Annotated in this window: 24 protein-coding genes; 23 read left to right on the forward strand and 1 reads right to left on the reverse strand. The window is 74.4% G+C overall.

Annotated features, from left to right (window positions below):
- Nucleotides 1-8 precede the first annotated feature (8 nt).
- On the reverse strand, nt 9-767 hold the full coding sequence (locus AC1RNL_RS04660; protein WP_128189164.1) for a peptidylprolyl isomerase: 759 nt from the start codon (nt 765-767) through the stop codon (nt 9-11).
- Between the two features lie 85 nt (nt 768-852).
- On the opposite strand from AC1RNL_RS04660, the gene AC1RNL_RS04665 reads away from it, so the two are divergent.
- The 23 genes from AC1RNL_RS04665 to gmk all read left to right on the forward strand — a co-directional run bounded on the left by AC1RNL_RS04665 (nt 853) and on the right by gmk (nt 26,998).
- Nucleotides 853-2,178 (forward strand): replication-associated recombination protein A, encoded by a 1,326-nt coding sequence (locus AC1RNL_RS04665; RefSeq protein WP_492934580.1) that lies wholly within the window; start codon nt 853-855, stop codon nt 2,176-2,178.
- A gap of 126 nt (nt 2,179-2,304) precedes the next feature.
- Complete coding sequence (gene rpsD / locus AC1RNL_RS04670; RefSeq protein WP_128189166.1) at nt 2,305-2,934, forward strand: 30S ribosomal protein S4; 630 nt, start codon at nt 2,305-2,307, stop codon at nt 2,932-2,934.
- A gap of 113 nt (nt 2,935-3,047) precedes the next feature.
- On the forward strand, nt 3,048-3,227 hold the full coding sequence (locus AC1RNL_RS04675) for a hypothetical protein (RefSeq protein ID WP_128189167.1): 180 nt from the start codon (nt 3,048-3,050) through the stop codon (nt 3,225-3,227).
- Nucleotides 3,228-3,302: 75 nt separating this feature from the next.
- Nucleotides 3,303-5,960 (forward strand): alanine--tRNA ligase, encoded by a 2,658-nt coding sequence (gene alaS / locus AC1RNL_RS04680; protein ID WP_492934581.1) that lies wholly within the window; start codon nt 3,303-3,305, stop codon nt 5,958-5,960.
- A 14-nt stretch (nt 5,961-5,974) separates the two neighbouring features.
- Entirely contained in the window at nt 5,975-6,448 is a 474-nt protein-coding gene (ruvX, locus tag AC1RNL_RS04685) for a Holliday junction resolvase RuvX (RefSeq protein ID WP_492934582.1), read from the forward strand.
- 1 nt (nt 6,449) lies between these two features.
- Nucleotides 6,450-7,526 carry an endolytic transglycosylase MltG gene (gene mltG / locus AC1RNL_RS04690; protein WP_492934583.1) on the forward strand — a complete coding sequence of 359 codons (1,077 nt, stop codon included), beginning with the start codon at nt 6,450-6,452 and terminating at the stop codon, nt 7,524-7,526.
- A 1-nt stretch (nt 7,527) separates the two neighbouring features.
- Nucleotides 7,528-8,379: a shikimate dehydrogenase gene (locus tag AC1RNL_RS04695; RefSeq protein WP_492934584.1), complete on the forward strand. Its 852-nt coding sequence runs from the start codon at nt 7,528-7,530 to the stop codon at nt 8,377-8,379.
- Between the two features lie 2 nt (nt 8,380-8,381).
- Nucleotides 8,382-9,569, forward strand: a complete 1,188-nt coding sequence (gene aroC, locus AC1RNL_RS04700; protein ID WP_400530385.1) for a chorismate synthase — start codon at nt 8,382-8,384, stop codon at nt 9,567-9,569.
- The gene (locus AC1RNL_RS04705; protein WP_492934585.1) at nt 9,566-10,105 is read left to right on the forward strand and encodes a shikimate kinase; all 540 of its coding nucleotides are present in this window, start codon (nt 9,566-9,568) and stop codon (nt 10,103-10,105) included. Before aroC ends, AC1RNL_RS04705 begins: the two co-directional genes overlap by 4 nt.
- A gap of 20 nt (nt 10,106-10,125) precedes the next feature.
- A complete protein-coding gene (gene aroB / locus AC1RNL_RS04710; protein ID WP_146356218.1) occupies nt 10,126-11,187 on the forward strand; it encodes a 3-dehydroquinate synthase in 1,062 nt (353 codons plus the stop codon).
- Between the two features lie 19 nt (nt 11,188-11,206).
- The gene (locus AC1RNL_RS04715) at nt 11,207-11,641 is read left to right on the forward strand and encodes a type II 3-dehydroquinate dehydratase (protein WP_492934586.1); all 435 of its coding nucleotides are present in this window, start codon (nt 11,207-11,209) and stop codon (nt 11,639-11,641) included.
- 53 nt (nt 11,642-11,694) lie between these two features.
- Nucleotides 11,695-12,258: an elongation factor P gene (gene efp / locus AC1RNL_RS04720; protein ID WP_128190031.1), complete on the forward strand. Its 564-nt coding sequence runs from the start codon at nt 11,695-11,697 to the stop codon at nt 12,256-12,258.
- A gap of 1 nt (nt 12,259) precedes the next feature.
- The gene (nusB, locus tag AC1RNL_RS04725) at nt 12,260-12,679 is read left to right on the forward strand and encodes a transcription antitermination factor NusB (RefSeq protein WP_128190032.1); all 420 of its coding nucleotides are present in this window, start codon (nt 12,260-12,262) and stop codon (nt 12,677-12,679) included.
- A gap of 74 nt (nt 12,680-12,753) precedes the next feature.
- Nucleotides 12,754-15,057 carry a cell wall-binding repeat-containing protein gene (locus tag AC1RNL_RS04730; protein ID WP_492934587.1) on the forward strand — a complete coding sequence of 768 codons (2,304 nt, stop codon included), beginning with the start codon at nt 12,754-12,756 and terminating at the stop codon, nt 15,055-15,057.
- A gap of 72 nt (nt 15,058-15,129) precedes the next feature.
- Nucleotides 15,130-17,445: a cell wall-binding repeat-containing protein gene (locus AC1RNL_RS04735; protein WP_492934588.1), complete on the forward strand. Its 2,316-nt coding sequence runs from the start codon at nt 15,130-15,132 to the stop codon at nt 17,443-17,445.
- Nucleotides 17,446-17,534: 89 nt separating this feature from the next.
- Nucleotides 17,535-18,083, forward strand: a complete 549-nt coding sequence (gene pyrR / locus AC1RNL_RS04740) for a bifunctional pyr operon transcriptional regulator/uracil phosphoribosyltransferase PyrR (protein ID WP_128190035.1) — start codon at nt 17,535-17,537, stop codon at nt 18,081-18,083.
- Complete coding sequence (locus AC1RNL_RS04745; RefSeq protein ID WP_364194008.1) at nt 18,080-19,045, forward strand: aspartate carbamoyltransferase catalytic subunit; 966 nt, start codon at nt 18,080-18,082, stop codon at nt 19,043-19,045. Before pyrR ends, AC1RNL_RS04745 begins: the two co-directional genes overlap by 4 nt.
- Nucleotides 19,042-20,337, forward strand: coding sequence for a dihydroorotase (locus AC1RNL_RS04750; protein ID WP_492934589.1), 1,296 nt, complete (start codon nt 19,042-19,044; stop codon nt 20,335-20,337). Before AC1RNL_RS04745 ends, AC1RNL_RS04750 begins: the two co-directional genes overlap by 4 nt.
- Entirely contained in the window at nt 20,334-20,885 is a 552-nt protein-coding gene (locus AC1RNL_RS04755) for a PH-like domain-containing protein (RefSeq protein WP_492934590.1), read from the forward strand. The genes AC1RNL_RS04750 and AC1RNL_RS04755 overlap by 4 nt, the downstream gene beginning before the upstream one ends.
- The gene (carA, locus tag AC1RNL_RS04760; protein WP_128190039.1) at nt 20,882-22,045 is read left to right on the forward strand and encodes a glutamine-hydrolyzing carbamoyl-phosphate synthase small subunit; all 1,164 of its coding nucleotides are present in this window, start codon (nt 20,882-20,884) and stop codon (nt 22,043-22,045) included. The genes AC1RNL_RS04755 and carA overlap by 4 nt, the downstream gene beginning before the upstream one ends.
- Complete coding sequence (carB, locus tag AC1RNL_RS04765; protein WP_492934591.1) at nt 22,045-25,317, forward strand: carbamoyl-phosphate synthase large subunit; 3,273 nt, start codon at nt 22,045-22,047, stop codon at nt 25,315-25,317. The genes carA and carB overlap by 1 nt, the downstream gene beginning before the upstream one ends.
- Nucleotides 25,314-26,114: an orotidine-5'-phosphate decarboxylase gene (gene pyrF, locus AC1RNL_RS04770; RefSeq protein WP_492934592.1), complete on the forward strand. Its 801-nt coding sequence runs from the start codon at nt 25,314-25,316 to the stop codon at nt 26,112-26,114. Before carB ends, pyrF begins: the two co-directional genes overlap by 4 nt.
- Nucleotides 26,111-26,998 carry a guanylate kinase gene (gmk, locus tag AC1RNL_RS04775; protein ID WP_146356198.1) on the forward strand — a complete coding sequence of 296 codons (888 nt, stop codon included), beginning with the start codon at nt 26,111-26,113 and terminating at the stop codon, nt 26,996-26,998. The genes pyrF and gmk overlap by 4 nt, the downstream gene beginning before the upstream one ends.

Here is a 26,998-nt window from a genome sequence, read left to right on the forward strand (position 1 = left end):
AGCGCGGGCTACTGCAGGACGAAGTCCTCGATCGTGACCGGCTCCGCGGGTGCGCCGTCGGGCACGCCGCCCGCCGTGCCCTTGGAGATGACGGCCTCCTGCAGCTCGTCGAGGCCGCCGGTGACGCGGCCGATCACGCTGTAGCCGCCGGCGGAGTCGGAGGGGATGCTCGTGTCGCCGTAGACGATGAAGAACTGGTGGCCGTTCGAGTCGGCGTTGCCCGACTGGCGGGCCATCGCGATGGTGCCCTCGACGTAGAGGTCGTCGGCGGGCGCGTTCTCGACCGGGCCGTACATGTAGGTCGGGTCGCCGCCGCCCTGGCCGTCGACCGAGCCGCACTGCAGCACCGAGAATCCCTCGCTCGTCGTGAGGCGGTGGCACGTCTTGCCGTCGTAGTAGTCGCGCTGCGCGTCGGCGAGCACGGCGGAGACGGCCTGGGGGGCCGCGGCGCCGTCCAGCTCGACGTCGAGCTCGACGCCGTTCACCGTGAGCGAGCCGGTCCACGTGCGTCCCTCGGCGAGCGAGGGGTCGGGCACGGTGGACTCGGCCGCGGGCGCGGTCGCGCTGGGCGTCGGCGCCGCGGTGTCGGCCGGGTCCGCGGGAGCGGGGCGGGTGGCGATGAGCGCCGTGCCGCCCGCGAGCACGACGAGCGCGAGGGCGGCCCCGATGAGGGAGTCGCGGCGCTGCCGGCGCTGCCGGCGCTCGTGCACGGCCTGCCGCGCGCGGTAGTCGCGGACGCGCCGCTCCTGCTCCTGCTTCGTGACCACGGGCTCTCCTCTGCCGCTCGCGCACCCGCTCGGTGCGGCGTTCAGGCTACCGGGTCGTGTGGGCGGCGCCGCCTAGGCTGGGGGCATGGCAGGAGGGACGACAGCGCCGCTCGCCGTGCGCATGCGCCCGACGAGCCTCGACGACGTCGTCGGCCAGCGCCACCTGCTCGGCCCCGGCTCGCCGCTGCGCCGGCTCGCGGCGCCGAGCGAGGGCGCGAGCGGCCAGAGCGTCATCCTCTGGGGCCCGCCCGGCACCGGCAAGACGACGCTCGCGCAGTCGATCGCGCACTCCTCCGACCGCCGATTCGTCGAGCTGAGCGCCGTCACGGCCGGCGTCAAGGACGTCCGCCAGGTGATGGAGGCGGCGCTGAACGACCGCGACCTCTTCCAGCGCTCCACCGTGCTCTTCCTCGACGAGATCCACCGCTTCACCAAGGCGCAGCAGGACGCGCTGCTGCCGGGCGTCGAGCAGGGCTGGGTCACGCTCATCGCCGCGACGACCGAGAACCCGTCGTTCAGCGTCATCAGCCCGCTGCTGTCGCGCTCGCTGCTGCTGACGCTCGAGCCGCTCGGCGACGACGACATCGCCGAGCTCGTCGACCGCGCGATCGCCGACCCGCGCGGCTTCGACGGGCGCATCGCCCTCGACGACGAGGCGCGCGCGCAGCTGATCCGGCTCTCCTCCGGCGACGCGCGGCGCGCGCTCACGGCGCTCGAGGCCGCCGGCGCGCACGCGCTCGAGGCCGCGGGCGATGGCGTCGCGGATGCGCCGACGACCGTCACGGCCGAGGCCCTGGCGAGCGCCGTCGACCGCGCGCTGCTGCGCTACGACCGGCAGGGCGACGAGCACTACGACGTCATCTCGGCGTTCATCAAGTCGGTGCGCGGCTCCGACCCCGACGCGGCGCTCCACTGGCTCGCCCGCATGATCGAGGCGGGGGAGGACCCGCGCTTCATCGCCCGGCGCATCATCGTGCTCGCCGCCGAGGACATCGGGATGGCCGACCCGCAGGGCCTCGTGGTGGCGACCGCCGCCGCGCAGGCGGTGCAGATGATCGGCATGCCCGAGGGGCGCATCCCGCTCGCCGAGGCGGTCGTCTACCTCGCCACCGCGCCGAAGTCCAACCGCTCCTACCTCGGCATCGACCGCGCGATCGCCGACGTGCGCTCGGGCGACATCGGCCGCGTGCCGACGCACCTGCGCGACGCGCACTACCCGGGCGCCAAGCGACTCGGCCACGGCAAGGGCTACCGCTACGCGCACGACGCGCCGGCCGGCGTCGCGACCCAGCAGCACCTGCCCGACCCGCTCGTGGGGCGCCGCTACTACGAGCCGGGCGCCCACGGCTACGAGCGCGACGTCGCAGCTCGCCTCGAGCGCATCCGCCGCATCCTCTCCGGCGACGCCTGACCTCTGGTAGCCTGGTCGCTGGTCCTCTGGCAGCCCGGCTGCCGACGCAGGACCCGCACCCCTCCTTAGGTCCCGGCACTCGGCCGGGACAGCCGCTCGCGCGGCAGCGACTCAGCGAAGGAAGTCATGTCCACGAAGTCCCGTACCCGGTCGAAGACGCGCCTCTCGCGCGCCCTCGGCATCGCCCTCACGCCGAAGGCGGCGCGCTACCTCGAGAAGCGCCCCTACGGCCCCGGCCAGCACGGCCGCACCAAGCGCAAGGCCGACAGCGACTACGCCGTCCGCCTCCGCGAGAAGCAGCGCCTGCGCGCCCAGTACGGCATCCGCGAGGCGCAGCTGCGCAACACCTTCAACGAGGCCCGCCGCCAGTCCGGCCTGACGGGTGAGAACCTCGTCGAGCTGCTCGAGATGCGCCTCGACGCGCTCGTGCTCCGCTCGGGCTTCGCCCGCACGATGTCGCAGGCCCGCCAGATGGTCGTGCACCGCCACATCATGGTCGACGGCCAGCGCGTCGACCGCCCCTCGTTCCGCGTGAAGGAGGGCCAGCTCATCCACGTGCACCAGCGCAGCGAGGGCATGGAGCCCTTCCAGGTCGCGGCCGCAGGCGGCCACGCCGGCGTGCTCCCGCCCGTCCCGCCGTACCTCGACGTGCAGCTCGACCGCCTCCAGGCCCGCCTCGTGCGCCGCCCGAAGCGCGCCGAGGTGCCCGTCGTCGCCGACGTCCAGCTCGTCGTCGAGTACTACGCCGCTCGCTGATCCGAGCGCATCGAGGAGGGGTCGCCAGCCGGCGGCCCCTCTTCGTCGTTAGACTGTCCGAGCCCGTGCGCCGATCCGGCGCGGGGCGAAGCGAGACACGAGGGGGACCCGCTGTGAAGAAGCTCCTGTTCCTGGCCGTCGGCGTCGTCATCGGCGTCTTCGCCGCCCGCCGCATCGAGGAGACCGAGAAGGGCAAGGCGTTCCTCGACAACGTCGACTCGCGCGGCCGTGAGTTCACGGACGCCGTCAAGGACGGCTACCAGGCACGCGACCGCGAGCTGCGAGGCGAGTGACGACACCCGATCCGAGCCCGGGCGCTGCGCGCCCGGGCTCGTCAGGCCCCGACGGGGCTGGAAAGACCTGACCCCATGCAGACCGCAGAGATCCACAGCCGCTTCCTGAAGCACTTCGAGGCCAAGGACCACACCATCGTCCCCTCGGCGTCGCTCGTCAGCGACGACCCCGCGATCATGTTCACGATCGCCGGCATGGTGCCGTTCATCCCCTACCTCTCCGGCCGGGTGCCCGCCCCCTGGCCCCGGGTCGCCGACGTGCAGAAGTGCATCCGCACCCTCGACATCGAGGAGGTCGGCCGCACGCCCCGTCACGGCACCTTCTTCCAGATGGCCGGCAACTGGTCGTTCGGCGACTACTTCAAGCGCGAGGCGATCGCCTACGCGTGGGAGCTGCTCACCGGCTCCGAGGCCGACGGCAAGTTCGGCTTCGACCCCAAGGACCTCTGGGTCACCGTCTTCGAGACCGACGACGAGGCCGAGCGCCTCTGGCTCGAGGTCACCGACGTCGACGCGTCGCGCATCCAGCGCCTCGGCCTCGAGGACAACTACTGGATGACCGGGCAGCCCGGCCCCGCCGGCCCCGACTCCGAGATCTTCTTCGACCTCGGCCCCGAGCACGGCCCCGACGGCGGGCCCGCGACCGGCAGCGACCGGTACGTCGAGATCTGGAACCTCGTCTTCATGCAGGACGAGATCGCCGACGTGCGCTCGAAGACCGACTTCACGATCGTGCGCGAGCTGCCGAACAAGAACATCGACACCGGCATGGGGCTCGAGCGCGTCGCGTTCCTCAAGCAGGGCGTGCAGAACATCTACGAGATCGACCAGGTGCGCCCGGTGCTCGACGTCGCGGGCGAGCTCTCCGGCCGCCGCTACGGCGCCGCGACCGAGGACGACGTGCGGATGCGCGTGGTCGCCGACCACGTGCGCTCGTCGCTCATGCTCATGGGCGACGGGGTGACGCCCGGCAACGACGGCCGCGGCTACATCCTGCGCCGCCTCATGCGCCGCTCGGTGCGCTCGATGCGCCTGCTCGGCGTGCACGAGGCGACGTTCCCGGCGCTGTTCGAGGCGAGCTATCGCGCCATGGTCACCGCCTACCCCGAGCTCGAGGCCGCCTACCCGCGCATCGCGCGGCTCGCGGTGAACGAGGAGGAGACGTTCCTCCGCACCCTCGAGTCGGGATCGACGGTGCTCGACCTCGCGATGTCCGACGTGCGCCGCGACTCCGGCCACGTCGTGCCCGGCAAGACGGCGTTCCTGCTGCACGACACGTACGGCTTCCCGATCGACCTCACGATGGAGATCGCCGAGGAGGCGGGCCTCGAGGTCGACCGCTCGACGTTCGAGACGCTCATGAGCGAGCAGCGCACGCGCGCGAAGGCCGACGCGAAGTCGCGACGGCGGCAGCTCGCCGACCTGTCGGTCTACTCGGAGCTGCGCGCGAAGGGCGAGACGGCCTTCCTCGGCTACGACGAGCTGCAGGCCGACGGCGAGGTCATCGGCATCATCGCCGACGGCGCCCAGGTGCAGCGCGCGGGCGTCGGCGACGAGGTCGAGGTCGTCCTCACCGCCACGTCGCTCTACGCGGAGTCGGGCGGCCAGGACAGCGACCAGGGCACGCTCGTCGGCTCCGGCTTCGAGGCCGACGTGCTCGACGTGCAGCGCCCGGTGCAGGGCCTCATCAGCCACACGGTGCGGGTGACCTCGGGCGAGCTCGCCGTCGGCGACCTCGCGCACGCGGCCGTCGACCCGCTCTACCGGCGCGCGGCCAACCAGGCGCACTCCGCGACGCACGTCGTGCACGCGGCGCTGCGCCAGCTGCTCGGCCCCGACGCGGCCCAGTCGGGCTCGTACAACAAGGCCGGCTACATGCGCCTCGACTTCTCCTGGTCGAGCGCCCTCTCGAACGACATGCGCCAGGAGCTCGAGGGCATCGCGAACTCGGCGATCCGCGACGACCTGCCGGTCGAGACGCGCGTCATGCCGATCGACGAGGCGAAGTCGCTCGGTGCGATGGCGCTGTTCGGCGAGAAGTACGGCGACACCGTGCGCATGGTCGACATCGGCGGCCCCTGGTCGCGCGAGCTGTGCGGCGGCACCCACGTGGGCGCCTCCAGCCAGATCGGGCTCATCTCGATCACGAGCGAGTCGAGCGTCGGCTCGACCAACCGGCGCGTCGAGGCCGCCGTGGGCCCGGATGCGTTCCGCCAGCTGGTCGCGGAGCGCACGCTCGTGAGCGAGCTCACCGGCATGCTGAAGACGCCGAAGGAGCAGCTCCCCGGTCGCATCCAGGAGCTCGTGACCTCGCTCAAGGCGGCCGAGAAGCGCATCGCCGAGTTCGAGTCGCAGCAGCTGGCCGGCCGCGTCGGCCCGATCGCCGAGGCCGCCGAGGCGGTCGGCGCGCTGCGCTTCGCCTCGCTCGACCTGGGCCGGATCGGCTCCGCCGACGACCTCCGCTCGGTCGCGGCGCAGGTGCGCGAGCGCCTCGGCGCCGACCCCGCGGTCGTCGCGATCGGCGGCGCGGTCGACGGCCGCCCGGCGATCGTGGTCGCCACCAACCAGGCCGCGCGCGACGCGGGCGTCGTCGCGGGCCCGCTCGCCAAGGCGGCCGCGGGCGCGCTCGGCGGCGGCGGCGGCGGCAAGCCCGACATGGCGCAGGGCGGCGGGCAGGATGCGGCCGCGATGCCCGCGGCCATCGCGGCCGTGCGCGAGGGGCTCCGCCGCTGAGCGCGGCGACGGCGATGCGCCGGGGCGTCAGGATCGGCGTCGACGTGGGCCGCGCCCGGGTCGGGGTCGCCAGGTGCGACCTCGACGGGCTGCTCGCGACGCCGGTGGAGACCATCCAGCGCGCCGACGTCGACCCCGTCGCACGCCTCGCCGCGATCGCCGAGGAGCTCGGCGCGATCGAGGCGGTCGTGGGGCTCCCGATCTCGCTCTCCGGCGCCGACACCCCGAGCACCCAGGACGCGCGCGACATGGCCGCCTCGCTCGCGCGCTCGCTGCCCGTGCGGCTCGTGGACGAGCGGCTCTCGACCGTCACCGCCTCGGCGGGGATGCGCGCGGCCGGCAGGTCGTCGCGCCAGCAGCGCCAGAGCATCGACCAGGCCGCGGCCGTGGTCATCCTGCAGCACGCACTCGACAGCGAGCGGACCGCCGGGCGGGCGCCCGGCGAGATGCTCACCGACGGCGGCGCAGCCGCCCCCATGGAGGACTGAGATGGCTGGACGTCGCGCGAGGGAGCGCAGGGCCCGAGGCCGCCGCAGGCTCATCGGCTGGAGCATCGCGCTCGTGGTGGTCGTCGGCGCGATCATCGCCGCGGTCGTCGTGGTGCCGCGCCTCGTCGACCGCTTCAGCGGCCCCGAGGACTACGCGGGCCCCGGCACCGGCGAGGTGATCGTGCAGGTGCAGTCGGGCCAGAACGGCTACGACGTGGCGGCGGAGCTCGCCGAGCAGGACGTCATCGCGAGCGCGGAGGCGTTCACCGACATCCTCGTCGCCGACCCCTCGATCCAGCTGCACCCGGGCGCGTACCGCGTGCAGCAGCAGATGTCGGCGCAGGGCGCGCTCGACGCGATCCTCGACCCCGCGAACAAGGTCGAGCTGCGCGTCACTGTGCCCGAGGGCTACACGCTGCCGCAGGTCTTCGAGCGGCTGGAGCGCGACCTCGGGATCCCGCAGGCCGAGTTCGTGCAGGCGAGCGGCGACCTCGCGCAGTTCGACCTGCCCGACGACGCGACGACGCTCGAGGGCTGGCTGTTCCCGGCCACGTACACCTTCGACGACGGCGTCACCGCGCCGGCCGTGCTGCAGGCGATGATCGCGCGCCAGGCGCAGGCCCTCGACGCCGCCGGCGTCGCCGAGGCCGACCGCCAGCGGGTGCTGACCTTCGCGTCGCTCGTGCAGCGCGAGGCGCGGCTGCCCGACGACTTCGGCCGCGTGGCCCGCGTCTTCCAGAACCGGCTCGACATCAACATGCCGCTGCAGTCCGACGCGACCGTCGCCTACGGCACGGGCAACCTGCACGTCGTGACGACGACGGCTGAGGAGCGGGCCGACACCGAGAACCCGTACAACACGTACGCGCGCCCCGGGCTGCCGGTCGGCCCGATCGGCGCCCCCGGCGACACCGCGCTCCAGGCGGCGCTCGCGCCGACCGAGGGGGACTGGCTCTACTTCGTCACGGTCAACCCGGAGACGGGCGAGACGGTCTTCTCGGAGACCTACGGCGAGCACCTGGCCGCCGTCGAGCAGTTCCAGCAGTTCCTGCGCGACAACCCGGGCTGGGGCGGCTGACGTGGCGGCCGTCGGCGGCGCGGCCGGCACCCGCCGCCTCGCCGTCGTCGGCCAGCCGGTCGCGCACTCGCTCTCGCCGGTGCTGCAGGGCGCGGCCGCGCGGGCGCTCGGCCTCGACTGGGCGTACGAGCGGCGCGAGGTCGCGCCCGGCGCGCTCCGGGCCTTCGTCGCCGGGCTGGCTGCCGCGTGGCTCGGCCTCTCGGTCACCGCGCCGCTGAAGGGCGAAGCGGCGGCGCTCGCATCGGCGCTCGACGAGCGCGCGACGCTCACGGGAGCCGCGAACACGCTGCTGCTCGGCGCGCGCGTGCGGGGCTGGAACACCGACGTCGGCGGCATCGTCCGGGCGTTCGAGGATGCGGGGCTCGGCTCCGTGCGGACGGGCGCGATCGTCGGCGCGGGCGCCACGGCGCAGTCCGCGCTCGTCGCGCTCGCCGAGCTCGGCGCCGAGCGCGTCGCCGTGGGCCTGCGGAGCCCGCACAAGGCCGAGGCGCTCGTGGCGCTGGGGGAGCGGCTCGGCGTGATCGTCGCGCCCCAGGGCCTCGAGGTGCCCCTGCCCGCCGTCGACGCCGCCGTCTCGACGCTGCCCGCCGCGGCGCCGGCCGCGCCGGCGTTCGACGCGCCGCCGGCGCTGCTGCTCGACGCCGACTACGCGCGCGCCGACGGCTCCCGCTACCGCGGCGCGGTCCCCGCCGGGCAGCTGCTCGACGGCCGCGAGATGCTGCTCCAGCAGGCGGTGCTGCAGGCCCGCATCTTCGCGCTCGGCGAGGTGGAGGCGCCCCTGCCCGAGGAGGCGCGCGTCGTGAGGGCCATGCGCGCGGCACTGGAGGCATCCGCGGGTCTGGAAGAATCGTGACCATGCTGCGCTGGCTCACCGCCGGGGAATCCCACGGCCCCGAACTCATCGCCCTCCTCGAGGGGCTCCCCGCAGGGGTGCCGATCACCGCCGAGCAGATCCAGGCCGACCTGCAGCGGCGCAAGCTCGGCGCGGGCCGCGGCGCGCGCATGAAGTTCGAGCAGGACGAGCTGTCGATCTCGGGCGGCATCCGCCACGGTCGCTCGCAGGGCGGCCCCGTAGCGCTCCGCATCGGCAACACCGAGTGGCCGAAGTGGACCGAGGTCATGGGCGCCGCGCCGCTCGAGGGCGAGCTCACGGGCGCGCGCGCCGCGAAGCTGACCCGGCCCCGGCCCGGCCACGCCGACCTCGTGGGCATGCAGAAGCACGGCTTCGATGAGGCGCGCCCCGTGCTCGAGCGGGCGAGCGCCCGCGAGACCGCCGCCCGCGTGGCGCTCGGCGCCGTCGCGCGCGCGTTCCTCGGCGAGCTCGGCGTGCGGCTCGTCAGCCACACCCTCTCGATCGGCCCCGTGCGCGTGCCGGACGACGCGCCGCTGCCGACCGCCGACGACGTCGACCGGCTCGACGGCGACGAGCTGCGCTGCCTGCACCCGGCCACGAGCGCTGCGATGCTCGCCGAGGTCGAGGACGCCCGGCGCTCGGGCGACACGCTCGGCGGCATCGTCGAGGTGCTCGCCTACGACCTGCCGCCGGGCCTCGGCTCCTACGTGCACTGGGACCGCCGACTCGACGGACGGCTCGCGCAGGCCCTCATGAGCATCCAGGCCATCAAGGGCGTCGAGGTCGGCGACGGCTTCGAGACCACCCGGCGGCGCGGGAGCGTCGCGCACGACGAGCTGCTCGTCGGCGAGGACGGCGTCACGCGCGAGACCGTGCGCGCCGGCGGCATCGAGGGCGGCATGTCCACCGGCGGCGTGCTGCGCGTGCGCGCGGGGATGAAGCCCATCGCCACCGTGCCGCGGGCCCTGCGCACCGTCGACGTCGCGACCGGCGAGGCCGCGCAGGCGCACCACCAGCGCAGCGACGTCTGCGCGGTGCCCGCCGCGGGCGTCGTCGCCGAGGCGATGGTCGCGCTCGTGCTCGCCGACGCGGTCGTCGAGAAGTTCGGCGGCGACTCGGTCGCCGAGACGCGCCGCAACCTCGACGCCTACCTCGCCGCCATCCCCGAGCAGCTGCGCACGACGCCGTGACGGCCGACGGGCCGCGGCCGGGCGACGAGGCCGGCACGACGCCGCCGCTCGCGCTCATCGGGCCGATGGCCGCCGGCAAGTCGTCGCTCGGGCGCAAGCTCGCGACCCGGATCGGGCGCACCTTCGTCGACACCGACCGGCTGGTGGCGCTCGAGCACGGCCCGATCCCCGAGATCTTCGCCGAGCACGGCGAGCCCGCCTTCCGCCGGTGGGAGGCCGAGGCCGTGCGGCACGCGCTCACGCCGGGCGGCGTGGTGGCGCTCGGCGGCGGCGCCGTGCTCGACGCCGGCACCCGGGCACTCCTCGAGCACGCGACGGTCGTGCTCGTGACCGTCGACGAGCGCGCCGCCGAGCGGCGCATCGCCGGCGGCGGACGCCCGCTGCTCGCCGACGGCATGGCGGCGTGGCGGCGCATCGCCGAGGAGCGCGCGCCGCTCTACCGCGAGCTCGCCGACGTCGAGCTCGACACATCCAGGACACCGATGGCCCAGCTCGTCGACCGGCTCGAGGCCTGGCTCGTCGAGCGCGGGCTGTGAACGCACATGAGGGGGAGCCGATGACCACCATCCGCGTCGAGACCGAGGCGCCGTACGACGTGCACGTCGGGCGGGGCATCCTCGTCGAGCAGGTGCGCGCGTCGCTCGGCGACGCGCAGCGGCTGCTCGTGGTGCACCAGCCGGCGATGAGCCGCATCGCCGACCACCTGAAGTCGGAGCTCGGCATCGAGGTGCTCCTCGCGGAGGTGCCCGACGCCGAGGCCGCCAAGCGCATCGAGGTCGCGCAGTTCCTGTGGCAGATCCTCGGCCAGGCCGAGTTCACCAGGACGGATGCGGTGCTGGGCCTCGGCGGCGGCGCCGTCACCGACCTGGCCGGCTTCGTCGCGGCCACGTGGCTGCGCGGCGTGCGAGTCCTCCAGGCGCCCACGAGCGTGCTCGGCATCGTCGACGCCGCCGTCGGCGGCAAGACCGGCATCAACACCGAGCAGGGCAAGAACCTCGTCGGCGCGTTCCACCACCCGGCGGCCGTCGTCGCCGACCTCGAGCTGGTCGACTCGCTCCCGCGCAACGAGCTGCTCACCGGCTTCGCCGAGATCGTGAAGGCCGGCTTCATCGCCGACCCGCGCATCCTCGAGCTGCTCGAGGGCTCGCTCGCGGCCGCGACCGACCCCGCCGCCCCGGAGTTCCAGGAGGTCGTGGCGCGCTCGATCGCGGTGAAGGCGCGGGTCGTGGCGAACGACTTCCGCGAGCACGGCGAGCGCGAGTTCCTGAACTACGGGCACACGCTCGGGCACGCGATCGAGCACACCGAGCGCTACCGCTGGCGGCACGGGGCGGCGGTCTCCATCGGCATGGTGTTCGCGGCGGAGCTCTCGCGGCTCGCCGGGCGCCTGCCCGAGTCCGTCGTCGACCGGCACCGGGCCATCCTCGAGTCCCTCGCGCTCCCGACCACCTACCCGGTCGGGCGCTGGCAGACGCTGCTCGGCACGATGCGCAAGGACAAGAAGACGCGCGGGTCGATGCTGCGGTTCGTCGTGCTCGACGACGTCGCGAAGCCGCGGATCCTCGAGGGCCCCGACGACAGCCTGCTGTTCATGGCCTACCAGTCGCTCGCCGACTGACGTGCGGCAGACTGGCCGCATGCGCATCCTCGTCCTGAACGGGCCGAACCTCGGCCGGCTCGGCACCCGCGAGCCCGACGTCTACGGCACGGCCACGCTCGCCGACGTCGCGCCGCTCGTCGAGGCCGCCGGCACCCCCGAGCGGCCGGTCGAGGCGGATGTGCGGCAGACGGACGACGAGGCCGAGCTCGTCGGGTGGATCCATGAGGCTGTCGACACCGCGACGCCCGTGATCCTGAACCCCGCCGCCTTCACGCACTACTCCTACGCGCTCCGCGACGCGTGCGCGCAGCTGCAGGGCGTCGCGCCGCTCGTCGAGGTGCACATCTCCAACCCGCACGCGCGCGAGGTCTTCCGCCACACCTCGGTGGTGTCGGCCGTCGCGACGGGCGTCATCGCCGGCTGCGGCCTCGACGGCTACCGCCTGGCCGCCCTCGCGATCGCCGCCCGCTAGAATCGTCTGTCGGTCCGCTGAGGGCCCCACTGACCCCCACGGAACGGAACCCCATGGCAACCACGAACGACATCAAGAACGGCGCGGTGCTGAACCTCGACGGCCAGCTCTGGAGCGTCATCGAGTTCCAGCACGTGAAGCCCGGCAAGGGCGGCGCGTTCGTGCGCACCAAGCTGCGCAACGTGCGCAGCCAGAAGGTCGTCGACAAGACCTTCAACGCCGGCACGAAGATGGAGTTCGCGACCGTCGACCGCCGCGACTACCAGTTCCTGTACAACGACGGCCAGGACTTCGTGTTCATGGACAACGACACGTACGAGCAGCTGCCCATCCCGGCCGCGACCGTCGGCGACGCCGCGAAGTACCTGCTCGAGAACGGCACCGCCGCCATCTCGATGCACGAGGGCGAGGCGCTGCAGGTCGAGCTGCCCGCGTCGGTCGTGCTCGAGATCACGTACACGGAGCCCGGCCTGCAGGGCGACCGCTCGAGCGCGGGCACGAAGCCCGCGACGGTCGAGACGGGCGCCGAGATCCAGGTGCCGCTCTTCGTCGAGCAAGGAACCCGCGTCAAGGTCGACACCCGCGACGGCAGCTACCTCGGCCGCGTCACCGACTGACGTGGGCGACGAGACCTACCCCTCCCGCCGCAAGGCCCGCAAGCACGCGGTCGAGGTGCTCTACTCGGCGCAGGCGCGCGACGAGTCGCCGGAGGCCGTGCTGCGCGACACCGCGGCCCGGCTCGGCTGGGCGAAGCACCCGTGGTTCGCGTTCGCGCGCGAGATCGTCGCGGGCGTCGCCGACGAGCAGGCGGGCATCGACGAGCTGATCGCCTCCTCGAGCGAGCACTGGCCGATCGACCGCATGCCGCGCACCGACCTCGCGATCCTGCGCGTCGGCGCATGGGAGCTCGAGCACGAGACGGCACCCGCGAGCGTGGTCGTCTCGGAGGCGGTGCACCTGGCGAACGAGCTCTCGACCGAGCGCTCGGGCGCGTTCATCAACGGCGTGCTGGGGAGGATCGCGGCGCAGCGCGGCTGAGCGGGCGCGGCCGGGCGCCGTCGTAGTGTGACCTCGGGCGGCCGGCGGACATGTCGGGCCGTCGAGAGGATCCCATGCGCCGCTCACCGTTCCGCGCGCTGACACCGGTCGTCGGCGTCCTGGCGCTCGCGTCCGCGCTGCTGGTCGCGCCCTCCTCGCCTGCCGTCGCCGTCGACCCGGCTGCGCCGGCGCCCGGCAGCATCGAGGAGTGCCTGGTGCGCTCGGCCATCGTGCCGGTCGACGCCGAGCCCTCGGAGGACCCCGCGCAGGTGCGCGAGGCGGCGCTGCGCACGCTGCAGCACGCGCTGCTGTCGCGCCACCCCGATGCGCTCGGCGCAGCCGACCTGCTCCGCGCCCCCGACGGCGAGGGCGCGGGCATCGCGCTGCTCGCGGCGACTCCCTTCGCCGGCGAGCTCGTCGCCGAGGAGATCGCCGCCCTGCCGTCGCACCTGCGCTCGGCCGTCACCGACGACGACGTCGACGTCATCGGCGTCGCAGCCCAGCCGCTCCGCGCGCTGTGCGGCGCGCTCGACCGCGCCGTCGGTGCGGACGGGGCGACTGCCGACGCCCTCGTCTCGGCAGCGGTCGACCACCGGAGCGCCGTGCTGCGCCTCGGCGTCGACCGGTCCGGGGCGCTCCGCGCCGCCCCGGCGCGCGCGGGCGCGATCGAGGCGCTTCCGGATGCGTCGGCGGGCGAGGGCGCGGAGCCCGCGGCAGCCGACCTGCTCTCGGCCCTCGGGCTCTCGGGGCTCGGGGTGCCGGTCGAGATGGTCGCGGACGTCGCCGACGAGCCGGTCAGCCGGCTGCACGACGCGGACGGCTACGGCGGCGGCAACGCGATCCGCGTCGGCGGGCTCGCCTGCACGACCGGCTTGGCGGTGCGGACGGCCGACGGCGCCCCCGCGGTGATGAGCGCGGGCCACTGCCCGTCGCCGATCGGCTCGAACGGCGCATCCGTCGTCAGCGGCCACGCGAGCCAGCTGTGCGGGTGGGGGAGCGGTGCAGGCATCGGCCGGGTCTCGCAGAACCTGCTGTCGACCGGCTCCAAGGTCGACTCGATGGTGGTCCGCACGGGATCGGCCAGGCCCACCATGTGGCTCGGGAGCGCGTGCGCCGGGTCCGGCGAGACGGCGGTCCACGGGGCCGGCCAGGTGGGCGCGGGCCAGCAGGTCGGCTTCTCGGGCGCGCGGCAGGGCGAGCAGTACGCGACCCGCACCTCCGAGCCGACCGGCTGCTACGACTTCGGCTACTGGGCGTGCTCGGTGCAGCGCGCGATGTCGTCGCGCTCGACCTACGCCTGCCTGCCCGGCGACTCCGGCGGGCCCGCGTTCCGTCACCGCGCCGGCGGCGGCGTCATCGCGCTCGGTCTCATCACCGCCTCCGGCTACGACCTCGGCATCAACCGGTGCAGCTGGGTCGACATGGGCACGGCGCTGCACCTCAGCGGCGCGGCGATCATGACGCACGCCTCGCTCACCATGGCGCCGCCGGCCCGCATCGCAGGCGCCGACCGCTACCGGACCGCAGCCCTCATCGCGCAGCACGGCTACCCGGACGGCGCCGCGCAGGTCTACATCGCCAGCGGATCGCGCTTCGCCGATGCGCTGAGCGCCGGGGCGGCCGCGGCCCACGTGCGCGCGCCGCTGCTGCTCACCGCGCGAGACCTGCTGCCGTCCTCCGTGCGGCGAGAGCTCGCCAGGCTCGCGCCGGATGCGATCGTGCTGATCGGAGGCGAGCCGTCGGTGTCTGCCGAGGTCGAGGCCGAGCTCGCGGCGATCGCGCCCGTCACGCGGATCGGCGGCGCTGACCGCTACGAGACGAGCGCCCTGCTGGCGGCGCACGCGTTCCCCGAGGGAGCGGACCACGCGTTCGTCGCCACGGGCCGATCCTTCCCGGACGCACTGGCGGCGGGGCCCGCTGCCGCCCGCAGCCACGCGCCCGTGCTGCTCGTCGACGGCCGGACGCCCACCGCGGGAGCGGGCACGCTCGATGCGCTCTCGACCCTGGGCACGACGGAGGTGATCGTCGTGGGCGGCACGCCATCGGTGAGCGACGCCGTCGCCGCGTCGCTGCGGGACGGTCGGACGGTGAGCCGCATCGCCGGCGCCGACCGCTATCAGACGGCGATCCGCGTGAACGCCGGGTTCGGCGCCCGCCCGCCCGCGATGTACGTCGCGAGCGGCGAGCGGTTCCCGGACGCCCTCGCGGCGGCTGCGGTGGCCGGAGCGCGCGGGGCTCCGCTCTACCTCACGCCCGGCTCGTGCCTCCACGCCGGACTGTCCGCGGAGCACACCAGGCTCGGCCGGCCCGGGGTCGTGCTCCTCGGCGGCACGCCCACGCTCGCCCTCGACGTCTCCCGATACGAGCTCTGCGGCTGACGAAACGGCAAGATTGCAGATCCTGCATCTGCGTGTCAGACTGGAGGCCCCCAGCACCTCGAGAGGATCCTCGTGCCCTTCCGTCCCCTCGCCTCGATCGTCGGCGCGCTCGCGCTCGTCGGCGGCCTCCTCGTCGCACCCACCACGGCCTCGGCCGCCCCCACGGCCGACCCCGCGGCCGCGCCCGACGCATCCGTCGTCCAGTGCCTCGCGCGCTCGGCGATCGTGCCCGTCGCGGTCGACCCCGAGGCCACGCCGGAGGTCGGTCGCACCGCGTCGCTCCGCAGCCTGCAGCAGGCACTGCTCGCCGCCGACCCCGACGCGCTCGCCTCGGCGCAGCTGCGCCAGGACGCCGAGGGCGACGTCGTCGGCATCGACGTGCTCGAGGCGGTCGCCGGCAGCGCTGCCGCCCTCGTGCCCGCCGTGATCGCCGGGCTGCCGGCCGAGGCGCAGGCGCTCGTGTCGAGCGTCGACGTGACCGCCGTCGGCACCGTGGACCGCAGCCTCCGCGACCTGTGCGAGGGCTTCGACCGCGCGCTCGCCGCCGCGACCGGCTCGGGCGACGCCATCGTGTCGGCCGCGATCGACCACGAGCGCGCCGCGCTGCGGCTCGGCGTCGACCGCCTCGACGCATCCGCGATCGCGCCGACCGCCGCGCGCGAGCTCGACGGCCTGCCCACGGCGGCCTCCGGCGACGAGCCGGCACGGGCGGAGACGGGCCTGCTCGAGACCATGGGCCTCGCCGACCTCGGCGTGCCCGTCGACGTGGTCGCCGACGTCGCCGACGAGGCCGCTGCATCGCGCCTCGACGACCGCGACGGCCACGGCGGCGGCATCGGCATCCTCGTGGGCGGCACCGTCGCGTGCTCGAGCGGATTCGGCGTGCGGCTCGACGACGGCAGCCCCGCGATCATGAGCGCCGGCCACTGCGCCGCGCCCGACGGCGCCAATGGCCAGTCGGTCACGCACGGCTTCGCCGCGTCGCTCTGCGGCGGCTACGCAGGCAACGGCGCGCGCATCGGCACCATCTCGCACAACCAGCTGCAGTGGAGCTACGTCGACTCGATGGTCGTGCGCACGCAGTTCGCGACGCCCACGATGTGGCTCGGCGCCGGCTGCACCGGCTCGCGCGAGGTCGCAGTCGAGGGCATCGGCGTCATCGCCGGCAGCGGCTCGGTCGGCTTCTCGGGCGTGCGCCACGGCGAGCGGTACGCGACCCGCACGAACGAGCCGGTCGGCTGCTACGACTTCGGCTTCCTGGCCTGCGCCGTCTACCGCTCCATGTCGGCGAGCCCCGACTACGTGTGCGAGCCCGGCGACAGCGGCGGCCCCGTCTTCCAGCACCGCGGCGACGGCACCGTGCGCGCGGTCGGCCTCATCACCGCCACCGGCGCACCCATCGGCATCAACCGCTGCAGCTACACCGACGTCGCGACCGCCCTCTGGGCGACCGGCGCGTCGATGATGACCCGCACGCCGAGCACGGTCGCCGACACGAGCCGCATCTCCGGCGACGACCGCTACGCGACCTCCGCCGAGATCGCGCGCGCCGGCTACCCGAACGGCGCGGGCCGCGTCTTCATCGCCGGCGGCGAGGGCTTCGCCGACGCGCTGAGCGCCGGCGCCGCGGCCGCGCGGCTGCGTGCTCCGCTGCTGCTGACGCAGCGCGACGCGCTGCCGACGACCGTGCGGGCCGAGCTCGTGCGGCTGCGCCCGACCCAGATCGTCGTCGTCGGGTCGACCCCGTCGGTCTCGGCCGCGGTCGAGCGGCAGCTCGCCGACATCGCGCCGGTCACCCGGCTCGGCGGCGCCAACCGCTTCGAGACGAGCGCGATGATCGCGCAGTTCGCCTTCCCGGCGGGCTCCACGTCGAACGCGTTCATCGCGACCGGGCGCAACTTCCCCGACGCGCTCTCGGCCGGACCGGTCGCGGCGCTCCGCGGCGCGCCCGTGCTGCTCGTCGACGGCACGAGCGGATCCGTGCACGCCTCCGGCCTCGCGGTCATGCAGCGGCTCGGCGTCCGGCGCGTGACCGTGATCGGCGGTGAGCCGTCGGTCTCCGAGGCGCTCGTCGACTCGCTGCGCGCCACCCGCACCGTCGAGCGGATCGCCGGCGCCAACCGCTACCAGACGGCCGCCCTCGTGAACGCCGCGTTCGGCGCCACGCCCAGCCGGATGTACCTCGCGAGCGGCGAGCGGTTCCCGGATGCGCTCGCCGCGAGCGCCGTCGCCGGCGCCCAGCGGGTGCCGCTCTACCTCACCGGCGCGTCGTGCGTCGTGCCCGAGGTGCAGGCGGAGCACGTGCGGCTCGGAGCGCCGCCGGTCGTGCTGCTCGGCGGCTTCCCGTCGCTGCGCGGCGCGGTGCTCGAATGGGCGCCCTGCGTATGAGGGGAGCCCGGCGCGCATCGCCGACCCGGTAGGGTGGAGGCATCAGACAACCTTGAAGCCCGTCCTGTGAGGCGGAGAAGGGAGTCAGCATGACTTCAGCGCGCACCGTGCTCGGACCCGACGAGATCGCCAGGGCCCTCACGCGCATCGCCCACGAGATCCTCGAGGCGAACCACGGCCCCGACGGCCTCGTGCTGCTGGGCATCCCCACCCGCGGCGCGCACCTCGCGCAGCGCCTCGCCGACCGGCTCGCCGAGATCACCGGCGACGACTTCTCCGGCCGCGTCGGCGCCCTCGACGTGACGATGCACCGCGACGACCTGCGCGCGACGCCCACGCGCGCATCCCACCCCACGCGCATCCCCGCCGCCGGCATCGACGACCGCGTCGTCGTGCTCGTCGACGACGTGCTCTACTCCGGGCGCACGATCCGCGCGGCGCTCGACGCGCTCGCCGACCTCGGCCGGCCGCGCGCCGTGCGGCTCGCGGTGCTCGTCGACCGCGGCCACCGCGAGCTGCCCATCCGCGCCGACTCGGTCGGCAAGAACCTGCCGAGCGCGCGCAGCGAGCACGTCTCGATCCTGCTCGACGAGGTCGACGGGCGCGATGCCGTGACCATCGAGGGGGGTGCCGCATGAAGCACCTGCTGACGGCCGCGATGCCGCGCGACGAGGCGGTCGCGCTGCTCGACCTCGCCGAGGACATGCACCAGATCCAGGACCGCGAGGTGAAGAAGCTGCCGGCGCTGCGCGGCCGCACCGTCGTGAACCTGTTCTTCGAGGACTCCACCCGCACGCGCTCGTCGTTCGAGATCGCCGGCAAGTGGCTCTCGGCTGACGTGATCAACGTCTCCGGCAAGGGCTCGAGCGTCTCGAAGGGGGAGTCGCTGCGCGACACCGGCCTCACCATCGCGGCGATGGGCGTCGACGGCGTCGTGGTGCGCTCCGGCTCCTCGGGCGCGCCCGCGCAGCTCGCCGACTGGATCGGCCGCCCCGTGGTCAACGCGGGCGACGGCACGCACGAGCACCCCACGCAGGCGCTGCTCGACGCCTTCGCGCTGCGCCGCCGCATCCATGGCGGAGCCGCACGCGGCCGCGGCCTCGACGGCGTGCGCATCGCGATCGTCGGCGACATCGCCCACTCCCGCGTCGCGCGCTCCAACGCGCTGCTGCTGCCGGCGCTCGGCGCCGAGGTCACGCTCGTCGGCCCGCCCTCGCTGCTGCCCGTCGCCGCCGCGGACGGCACCCGGCTGGGCGTGCGCGCCGAGACGAGCCTCGATCGCGTCATCGCCGAGCGGCCCGACGCGCTCATGCTGCTGCGCGTGCAGCTCGAGCGGCAGGCCGGTCGCATCGCGCCGAGCGCGGGGGAGTACATCACGGGCTGGTCGCTGACCGACGAGCGCCTCGCGCGCCTCGGCGACGCGCACATCATGCACCCTGGCCCGATGAACCGCGGCCTCGAGCTCTCGAGCCGCGCCGCCGACAGCGACGCATCCACCATCCTCGAGCAGGTCACCGCCGGCGTCTCCGTGCGCATGGCCGTGCTCTACTCGCTCCTCGCATCCGACCACCCATCTTCCGTCGACGGAGGCACCCGATGACCACGCTGCTCACCGGCGCCCGAGTGCTCGGCGGCGAGGTCCGCGACCTCGCCATCGAGGGCGGCGCGCTCGTCGACCCGGCGACCGTCGACCGCGACGCGGCCGAGACGATCGACGCATCCGGCCTCGTCGCCCTGCCGGGTCTCGTCGACCTGCACACCCACCTGCGCCAGCCCGGCGGCGAGCAGGCCGAGACCGTCGCCACCGGCGTGCGCGCCGCGGCGGCGGGCGGCTACACGTGCGTGTTCGCGATGGCGAACACGAGCCCGGTCGCCGACACGCCCGCGGTGGTCGAGCAGGTGCACCGCCTCGGGCTCGAGGCGGGACTCGCCACGGTGCGGCCGATCGGCGCCGTCTCGGTCGGCCTCGCGGGGGAGCGGCTCGCCGACCTCGGCATGCTCGCCGGCAGCGCCGCGCGCGTCACCGTCTTCAGCGACGACGGCCACTGCGTCGCCGACGCCGAGCTCATGCGGCGCGCGCTCGAGCACGCCGCCGCGCTCGACGCGGTGATCGCCCAGCATGCGCAGGACCCCGCGCTCACCCGCGGCGCGGTCATGCACGAGAGCCCGCTCGCCGCCGAGCTCGGGCTCACCGGCTGGCCCTCGGTCGCCGAGGCGTCGATCGTCGCGCGCGACGCGATGCTCGCCGAGGCCGCCGGCGCCCGCCTCCACGTCTGCCACGTCTCCACCGTCGAGACGGTCGAGGTCGTGCGCCAGGCGAAGGCGCGCGGCATCGCCATCACCGCCGAGGTCACGCCGCACCACCTGCTGCTGACCGAGGAGCTCGTGCGCGGCTACGACGGCCGCTTCAAGGTCAACCCGCCGCTGCGCGCCGACCGCGACGTGCAGGCGCTGCGCGAGGCGCTCGCCGACGGCACGATCGACATCGTCGCCACCGACCACGCGCCGCACGCGCCCGAGGCCAAGCAGACGGCGTTCGCGGATGCCGCCTTCGGCATGGTCGGGCTCGAGACGGCGCTCGGGGTGGTGCAGCAGTCGATGGTCGAGACCGGCCTGCTCGATTGGGCCGGCGTCGCCCGCGTCATGTCGACCGCGCCCGCCGCGATCGGGCGGGAGCCCGGCTACGACGCGCCGCTCGCGATCGGCTCGCCCGCGCACGTCGTGCTCGTCGACCCCGGCGCCCGCGCCGTCGTCGAGGCGTCGAGCCTCAAGGGCCGGTCGGCGAACTCGCCGTTCCTGGGCGTCGAGCTGCCCGGCCGCGTGCTGCACGTGTGGCACGGCGGCCGCCGCACGGTCGCCGACGGCGAGGTCGTGACGGGCGGGGCCGCATGACCAAGGAGCTCTTCGCGCTGCTGAGCGCCGCGTTCGTCGCCGTGCTCGCGATCGCCGCCGTGCTCGGCGTGCTCGCCCACCGGCGCCGCCAGCGCGACATCGAGGCTCCGTCCGGCTGGATCGACGTCGCGCCGCAGCTCGTCGTCGACGCGCTCTACGTGGCCACGACCCGCGCCGGCGAGCCGTACCAGCGCATCTTCGCCCACGGCCTCGGCTTCCGCGGCCGCACGCGCCTCGCGATCGACGCCGCCGGCGTGCAGCTGCTCGCCGACCGCACCGAGATGCGCATCCCCGCCGGCCGCATCCGCGCCGTCGAGCGCGCCACCTGGACCATCGACCGCGTCGTCGAGCCGGGCGGCATCATCGTCATCGCCCACTCGCTCGGCGCCGACGTCGACACCTACCTCCGCGTGATCGGCGACGACAGCGCTGCCTTCGCGGCGCTGCACGCGCTCGCCGCGAAGGCCTCGCCGGCGACGCCGACCGCCCAGCGCGCCCAGCACACCCAGTCCACCCAGCAGGCAACCGGGGAAGGAGCCACCCCATGACCGCACCCGCTCCCGCGGCCCTCGTCCTCGAGGACGGCACGATCCACCGCGGCACCGCCTACGGCGCGACCGGCGTCGCGCTCGGCGAGGCCGTCTTCGCGACCGGCATGACCGGCTACCAGGAGACGCTCACCGACCCGTCGTACGCGGGCCAGATCGTCGTGCAGACCGCGCCGCACATCGGCAACACCGGCGTGAACGCCGAGGACGCCGAGTCGCGCCGCATGTGGCCCGCCGGCTACGCCGTGCGCGCCGCGAGCCGCACCGTCTCGAACTGGCGCGCCGAGGGCAGCCTCGACGCGCAGCTCGAGCGCGACGGCATCGTCGGCATCGCCGGCGTCGACACCCGCGCGATCACCCGCCGCCTCCGCGACGCCGGCTCGATGCGCGCGGGCGTCTTCTCAGGCGACGCGCTCGCCGACGACGCCACGATGCTCGCTGCCGTCCGCGAGAGCCCGCAGATGGCCGGCCGCAGCCTCGCCGACGTCGTGACGACGCCGGAGGCCTACCGGCTGCCCGCGACGGGCGAGCCGATCGGCACGCTCGCCGTGCTCGACCTCGGCGTCAAGGCATCCACCCTCCGCTTCCTGCAGGAGCAGGGCTTCGACCTCGTCGTGCTGCCGCAGAGCGCCACGCTCGAGGAGGTGCTCGCCCACGAGCCGATCGCCGCGTTCTACTCGAACGGCCCCGGCGACCCCGCCGCGAGCGACAGCCAGGTCGAGCTGCTGCAGGGGCTGCTGCGGGAGGACCTGCCCTTCTTCGGCATCTGCTTCGGCAACCAGCTGCTCGGGCGCGCCCTCGGCTTCGGCACCTACAAGCTGCCCTTCGGCCACCGCGGCATCAACCAGCCGGTGCTCGACAAGGCCACCGGCCGCGTCGAGATCACGAGCCAGAACCACGGCTTCGCGGTCGACGCGCCGCTCCACGAGGAGCTCGCGAGCCCCGCCGGCTTCGGCCGCGTCGAGGTGAGCCACTGGTCGCTCAACGACGAGGTGGTCGAGGGCCTGCGCGCCCTCGACATCCCCGCCTTCAGCGTGCAGTACCACCCCGAGTCGGCCGCAGGCCCCAACGACGCCCGCCACCTCTTCTCCCGGTTCCGCGAGCTCGTGCTCGAGCACCGCGCCGCGACCGCCACCCACTCCGAGCAGAAGGACGCCTGATGCCCAAGCGCGACGACATCCGCTCCGTCCTCGTCATCGGCTCCGGCCCGATCGTCATCGGGCAGGCCGCCGAGTTCGACTACTCCGGCACGCAGGCCTGCCGCGTGCTGCGCGAGGAGGGCGTGCGCGTCATCCTCGTGAACTCCAACCCGGCGACGATCATGACCGATCCCGACTTCGCCGACGCGACCTACATCGAGCCGATCACGCCCGAGGTGATCGAGACGATCATCATCAAGGAGCGCCCCGACGCGATCCTGCCGACGCTCGGCGGCCAGACGGCGCTCAACGCGGCGATCGCGCTCCACGAGCAGGGCATCCTCGCCCGCCACGGCGTCGAGCTCATCGGTGCGAAGGTCGACGCGATCCAGCGCGGCGAGGACCGCATGCTGTTCAAGCAGCTCGTGCTCGACTCCGGCGCCGACGTCGCCTCGAGCGCCATCGCGAAGTCGGTCGACGACGCGCTCGCGTTCGCCGAGGAGTACGGCTACCCGGTCGTCGTCCGCCCCTCGTTCACGATGGGCGGCCTGGGCTCGGGCTTCGCGCACGACGAGGCGGAGCTGCGCCGCTTCGTCGGCGACGGCATCCACTCGTCGACGATCGGCGAGGTGCTGCTCGAGGAGTCGATCCTCGGGTGGAAGGAGTACGAGCTCGAGCTCATGCGCGACACGGCCGACAACACGGTGGTCGTCTGCTCGATCGAGAACGTCGACGCCGTCGGCGTGCACACGGGCGACTCGATCACGGTCGCGCCCGCGCTGACCCTCACCGACCGCGAGTACCAGCGGCTGCGCGACATCGGCATCGACATCATCCGCCGCGTCGGCGTCGACACCGGCGGCTGCAACATCCAGTTCGCCGTCGACCCGGCCACCGGCCGCGTCATCGTCATCGAGATGAACCCGCGCGTCTCGCGCTCCTCGGCGCTCGCGTCGAAGGCGACCGGCTTCCCGATCGCCAAGATCGCGGCGAAGCTCGCGCTCGGCTACCGACTCGATGAGATCCAGAACGACATCACACGCGTCACGCCCGCCTCGTTCGAGCCCGCGCTCGACTACGTCGTCGTGAAGGTGCCCCGCTTCAACTTCGAGAAGTTCCCGGCGGCGGATGCGACGCTCACGACGACCATGAAGTCGGTCGGCGAGGCGATGGCCATGGGCCGCACGTACGCGCAGGCGCTGCAGAAGGCGCTCCGGTCGCTCGAGAAGAAGGGCTCCTCGTTCCACTGGGAGGGCGAGCCCGGCGACGCCGCGGCGCTGCTCGAGACCGCAAGCATCCCCACCGACGGCCGCATCGTCACGCTGCAGCAGGCGCTGCGCGCCGGCGCGACGGTCGAGCAGGCGCACGAGGCGACGGGCATCGACCCGTGGTTCCTCGACCAGATGGTGCTCATCAACGAGGTCGCCGACGAGGTGCGCGAGGGCGAGCTCGACGAGCGCCGGCTGCGGCTGGCCAAGGAGCACGGCTTCTCGGACGCGCAGATCGCGCAGCTGCGCGGCCTCGAGGAGGCCGAGGTGCGCGAGGCGCGCTGGGCGATGGGGCTCCGCCCCGTCTACAAGACGGTCGACACGTGCGCGGGCGAGTTCCCGGCGGTCACGCCGTACCACTACTCGAGCTACGACCTCGAGACGGAGGTCGTGCCCTCCGACCGCCGCAAGGTGATCATCCTCGGCTCCGGCCCGAACCGCATCGGCCAGGGCATCGAGTTCGACTACTCGTGCGTGCACGCGTCCTTCGCGCTCGCCGACGCGGGCTTCGAGACCATCATGGTCAACTGCAACCCCGAGACGGTCTCGACCGACTACGACACGAGCGACCGGCTCTACTTCGAGCCGCTCACGCTCGAGGACGTGCTCGAGATCGTGCACGCCGAGCGCGGTGCGGGCGAGCTCGTCGGGGTCATCGTGCAGCTCGGCGGGCAGACGCCGCTCGGCCTCGCGCGGGGCCTCGAGGCCGCGGGCGTGCCGATCCTCGGCACCACGCCCGACGCGATCGACGCGGCCGAGGAGCGCGGGCGCTTCCAGCGCATCCTCGACGCGGCCGGCCTCGTCGCGCCGCGGAACGGCACCGCCACGACCGAGGCGCAGGCGGTCGAGATCGCCGAGCGCATCGGCTACCCGGTGCTCGTGCGCCCCTCGTTCGTGCTCGGCGGGCGCGGCATGGAGATCGTCTACGACACCCCGAGCCTGCACGGCTACTTCGACCGCATCGCGGCGCACGGCATCGTCGGCCCCGACGCGCCGCTGCTCGTCGACCACTTCCTCGACGACGCCGTGGAGATCGACGTCGACGCGATCTACGACGGCGAGGAGCTCTACGTCGGCGGCATCCTCGAGCACATCGAGGAGGCGGGCATCCACTCGGGAGACTCGTCGTGCACGCTGCCGCCGGTCGGCCTCGGCCGGGCGCAGCTGCACGAGATCCGCGACGCCACGCTGCGCATCGCCGAGGGCCTCGACGTGCGCGGGCCGATCAACGTGCAGTTCGCCTACGCGACCGGCGTGCTGCACGTCATCGAGGCGAACCCGCGCGCGAGCCGCACGGTGCCGTTCGTCGCGAAGGCGCTCGGCACGCCGATCGCGAAGGCCAACGCGCGCGTGCTCGCCGGCGCGACGATCGCCGAGCTGCGGGCCGAGGGCATGCTGCCCGAGCAGGACGGCACGATCCTGCCGATCGACGCGCCGGTGGCGGTGAAGGAGGCCGTGCTGCCCTTCCGCCGCTTCCGCACCGCCGACGGCCGCATGGTCGACTCGCTGCTCGGCCCCGAGATGCGCTCGACCGGCGAGGTGATGGGCATCGACCGCGACTTCCCGACCGCGTTCGCGAAGAGCCAGGCCGCCGCGTACGGCGGGCTGCCGACCTCCGGCACCGTCTTCGTCTCGCTCTCCGACCGCGACAAGCGGCAGGCGGTGCTGCCGATGCACCGGCTGCAGCAGCTCGGCTTCACGATCATCGCCACGACGGGCACCGCCGAGGTGCTCGCGCGCAACGGCATCCGCGTGCAGACGGTGCGCAAGCACTCGGAGGCGGGCGACGAGCCGTCGATCGTCGACCTGATCGACGCCGGCGAGGTCGACATCATCATCAACACGCCGACCGGCGGCGCCGCGCGCGCCGACGGCTACGAGATCCGCGCCGCGACGGTGGCGGGCGACAAGGCGCTGTTCACGACGGTGTCGCAGCTGGGCGCGGCGGTCGCGGCCATCGAGGCGGCGCGCGAGCCCTTCGAGGTGACGAGCCTGCAGGAGTACCACGCGCGGCGGTCGGCGTGACGCTCGCCGCGCGCCTGCGGGCGGCGGTCGCCCGGCGCGGCGCGCTGTGCGTCGGCATCGACCCGCACCCGGGGCTGCTGTCGTCGTGGGGCCTGCCGACGGATGCGTCGGGGGCCGAGCGGATGGGCCGCGCGGTCGTCGAGGCGGCGGCCGGGCGCGCGGGCGTGGTCAAGCCCCAGGTGGCGCTGTTCGAGGCGCACGGGGCCGCAGGGCTCGCGGCGCTCGAGCGCGTGCTCGCCGACGCGCGCGAGGCGGGGCTGCTCACGATCGCCGATGCGAAGCGCGGCGACATCGGCTCGACGAACCTCGGCTACGCCGCGGCCTGGCTCGAGCCCGGTTCGCCGCTCGAGGCCGACGCGCTCACCGTGAGCCCCTACCTCGGCGTCGGCGCGCTCACGGGCGCGTTCGAGGCGGCGGAGCGCGCCGGCAAGGGGCTCATCGTGCTCGCGGCGACCTCCAACCCCGAGGGCGCGGCGCTGCAGCGCGCGCGGCTCGAGGACGGCCGCACGGTCGCGCAGGCGGTCGCCGAGGAGGTCGCCGCCCGCGGCGCGGGCCACGGCCTCGTGATCGGCGCGACCGTCGACCGCGCCGCCTTCGGGCTCACCGACGCCGCGATCGCCGCGACGCCGGTGCTCGCTCCCGGCTTCGGGGCGCAGGGTGCACGGCTCGCCGACCTCGACGCCCTCTTCCCGCCCGAGGCGCTCGTGCTCGCGAGCGCCAGCCGCAGCATCCTCGCCGCAGGCCCCGACGGCCTCGCCCGGGCGATCGACGCGGCGCGCGCCGAGCTGCCGCGGTGACGCTGCCGGATCCCGCCGCCGCGGGCAGGGCGGCGGTCGAGGCGCGGCGCGCCCGCGCGGCCGTGAAGCGCGCGCTGCGCGCGGGCCAGCGCGGGCCGCGCGACGTCGCCGAGCGCGCGTGGCAGGAGCCGGAGAGCCCCGAGGGCCGGCTGCGCGTGCCGGAGTACCTCGGGGCGCTCCGCGGCATGGGGCCGAAGCGCGTCGAGCAGCTGCTCGCGACGCTCGGGATCGCCGAGGGCAAGCGGCTCGGCGGGCTCGGCGGTTTGCAGCGCGAGCGCGTTCGCGGTTGGCTTGCCGACGTGGATCCCTCGCGTCGCCCCCGTCTCATCGTGCTCGCCGGTCCGACCGCGGTCGGCAAGGGCACGGTCGCGCAGTACGTGCGCGAGCACTTCCCGCAGATCCGCCACTCGGTGAGCGCCACGACGCGCGCACCGCGCCCCGGCGAGATCGACGGCGTGCACTACTCGTTCGTCTCCGACGCCGAGTTCGACCGGATGGTCGACGAGCGGGAGTTCCTGGAGTGGGCGACGGTGCACAACCAGTCGCGCTACGGCACGCCGCGCTCGAGCGTGCAGGCGGCCCTCGACGCCGGCGACTCGGTGCTGCTCGAGATCGACCTGCAGGGCGCGCGCCAGGTGCGCGAGTCGTTCCCGGATGCGGTGCTGCTGTTCCTCGCGCCGCCGTCGTGGGACGAGCTCGTGCGCCGGCTCGTCGGCCGCGGCACCGAGACCGAGTCGGAGCGCGAGCGCCGGCTCGAGACCGCGAAGGTCGAGCTCGCGAGCCAGCCGGAGTTCGACGCGACCATCGTGAACACCGACGTCGCCGAGGCCGCCCGCGAGGTCGTGGAGCGCATCCTCACCGCGGAGGCGGACAGCGGAGCGTGA

The sequence above is a fragment of the Agrococcus sp. GW821-FHT14H11 genome, assembly GCF_058803545.1.

Excerpts from the sequence above, each read along its gene's own strand:
- AC1RNL_RS04665 (WP_492934580.1), top strand. The coding sequence starts at position 853 with ATGGCAGGAGGGACGACAGCGCCGCTCGCCGTGCGCATGCGCCCGACG.
- rpsD (WP_128189166.1), top strand. The coding sequence starts at position 2,305 with ATGTCCACGAAGTCCCGTACCCGGTCGAAGACGCGCCTCTCGCGCGCC.
- alaS (WP_492934581.1), top strand. The coding sequence starts at position 3,303 with ATGCAGACCGCAGAGATCCACAGCCGCTTCCTGAAGCACTTCGAGGCC.
- ruvX (WP_492934582.1), top strand. The coding sequence starts at position 5,975 with ATGCGCCGGGGCGTCAGGATCGGCGTCGACGTGGGCCGCGCCCGGGTC.
- mltG (WP_492934583.1), top strand. The coding sequence starts at position 6,450 with ATGGCTGGACGTCGCGCGAGGGAGCGCAGGGCCCGAGGCCGCCGCAGG.
- aroC (WP_400530385.1), top strand. The coding sequence starts at position 8,382 with ATGCTGCGCTGGCTCACCGCCGGGGAATCCCACGGCCCCGAACTCATC.
- aroB (WP_146356218.1), top strand. The coding sequence starts at position 10,126 with ATGACCACCATCCGCGTCGAGACCGAGGCGCCGTACGACGTGCACGTC.
- AC1RNL_RS04715 (WP_492934586.1), top strand. The coding sequence starts at position 11,207 with ATGCGCATCCTCGTCCTGAACGGGCCGAACCTCGGCCGGCTCGGCACC.
- efp (WP_128190031.1), top strand. The coding sequence starts at position 11,695 with ATGGCAACCACGAACGACATCAAGAACGGCGCGGTGCTGAACCTCGAC.
- AC1RNL_RS04730 (WP_492934587.1), top strand. The coding sequence starts at position 12,754 with ATGCGCCGCTCACCGTTCCGCGCGCTGACACCGGTCGTCGGCGTCCTG.
- pyrR (WP_128190035.1), top strand. The coding sequence starts at position 17,535 with ATGACTTCAGCGCGCACCGTGCTCGGACCCGACGAGATCGCCAGGGCC.
- AC1RNL_RS04745 (WP_364194008.1), top strand. The coding sequence starts at position 18,080 with ATGAAGCACCTGCTGACGGCCGCGATGCCGCGCGACGAGGCGGTCGCG.
- AC1RNL_RS04750 (WP_492934589.1), top strand. The coding sequence starts at position 19,042 with ATGACCACGCTGCTCACCGGCGCCCGAGTGCTCGGCGGCGAGGTCCGC.
- AC1RNL_RS04755 (WP_492934590.1), top strand. The coding sequence starts at position 20,334 with ATGACCAAGGAGCTCTTCGCGCTGCTGAGCGCCGCGTTCGTCGCCGTG.
- carA (WP_128190039.1), top strand. The coding sequence starts at position 20,882 with ATGACCGCACCCGCTCCCGCGGCCCTCGTCCTCGAGGACGGCACGATC.
- carB (WP_492934591.1), top strand. The coding sequence starts at position 22,045 with ATGCCCAAGCGCGACGACATCCGCTCCGTCCTCGTCATCGGCTCCGGC.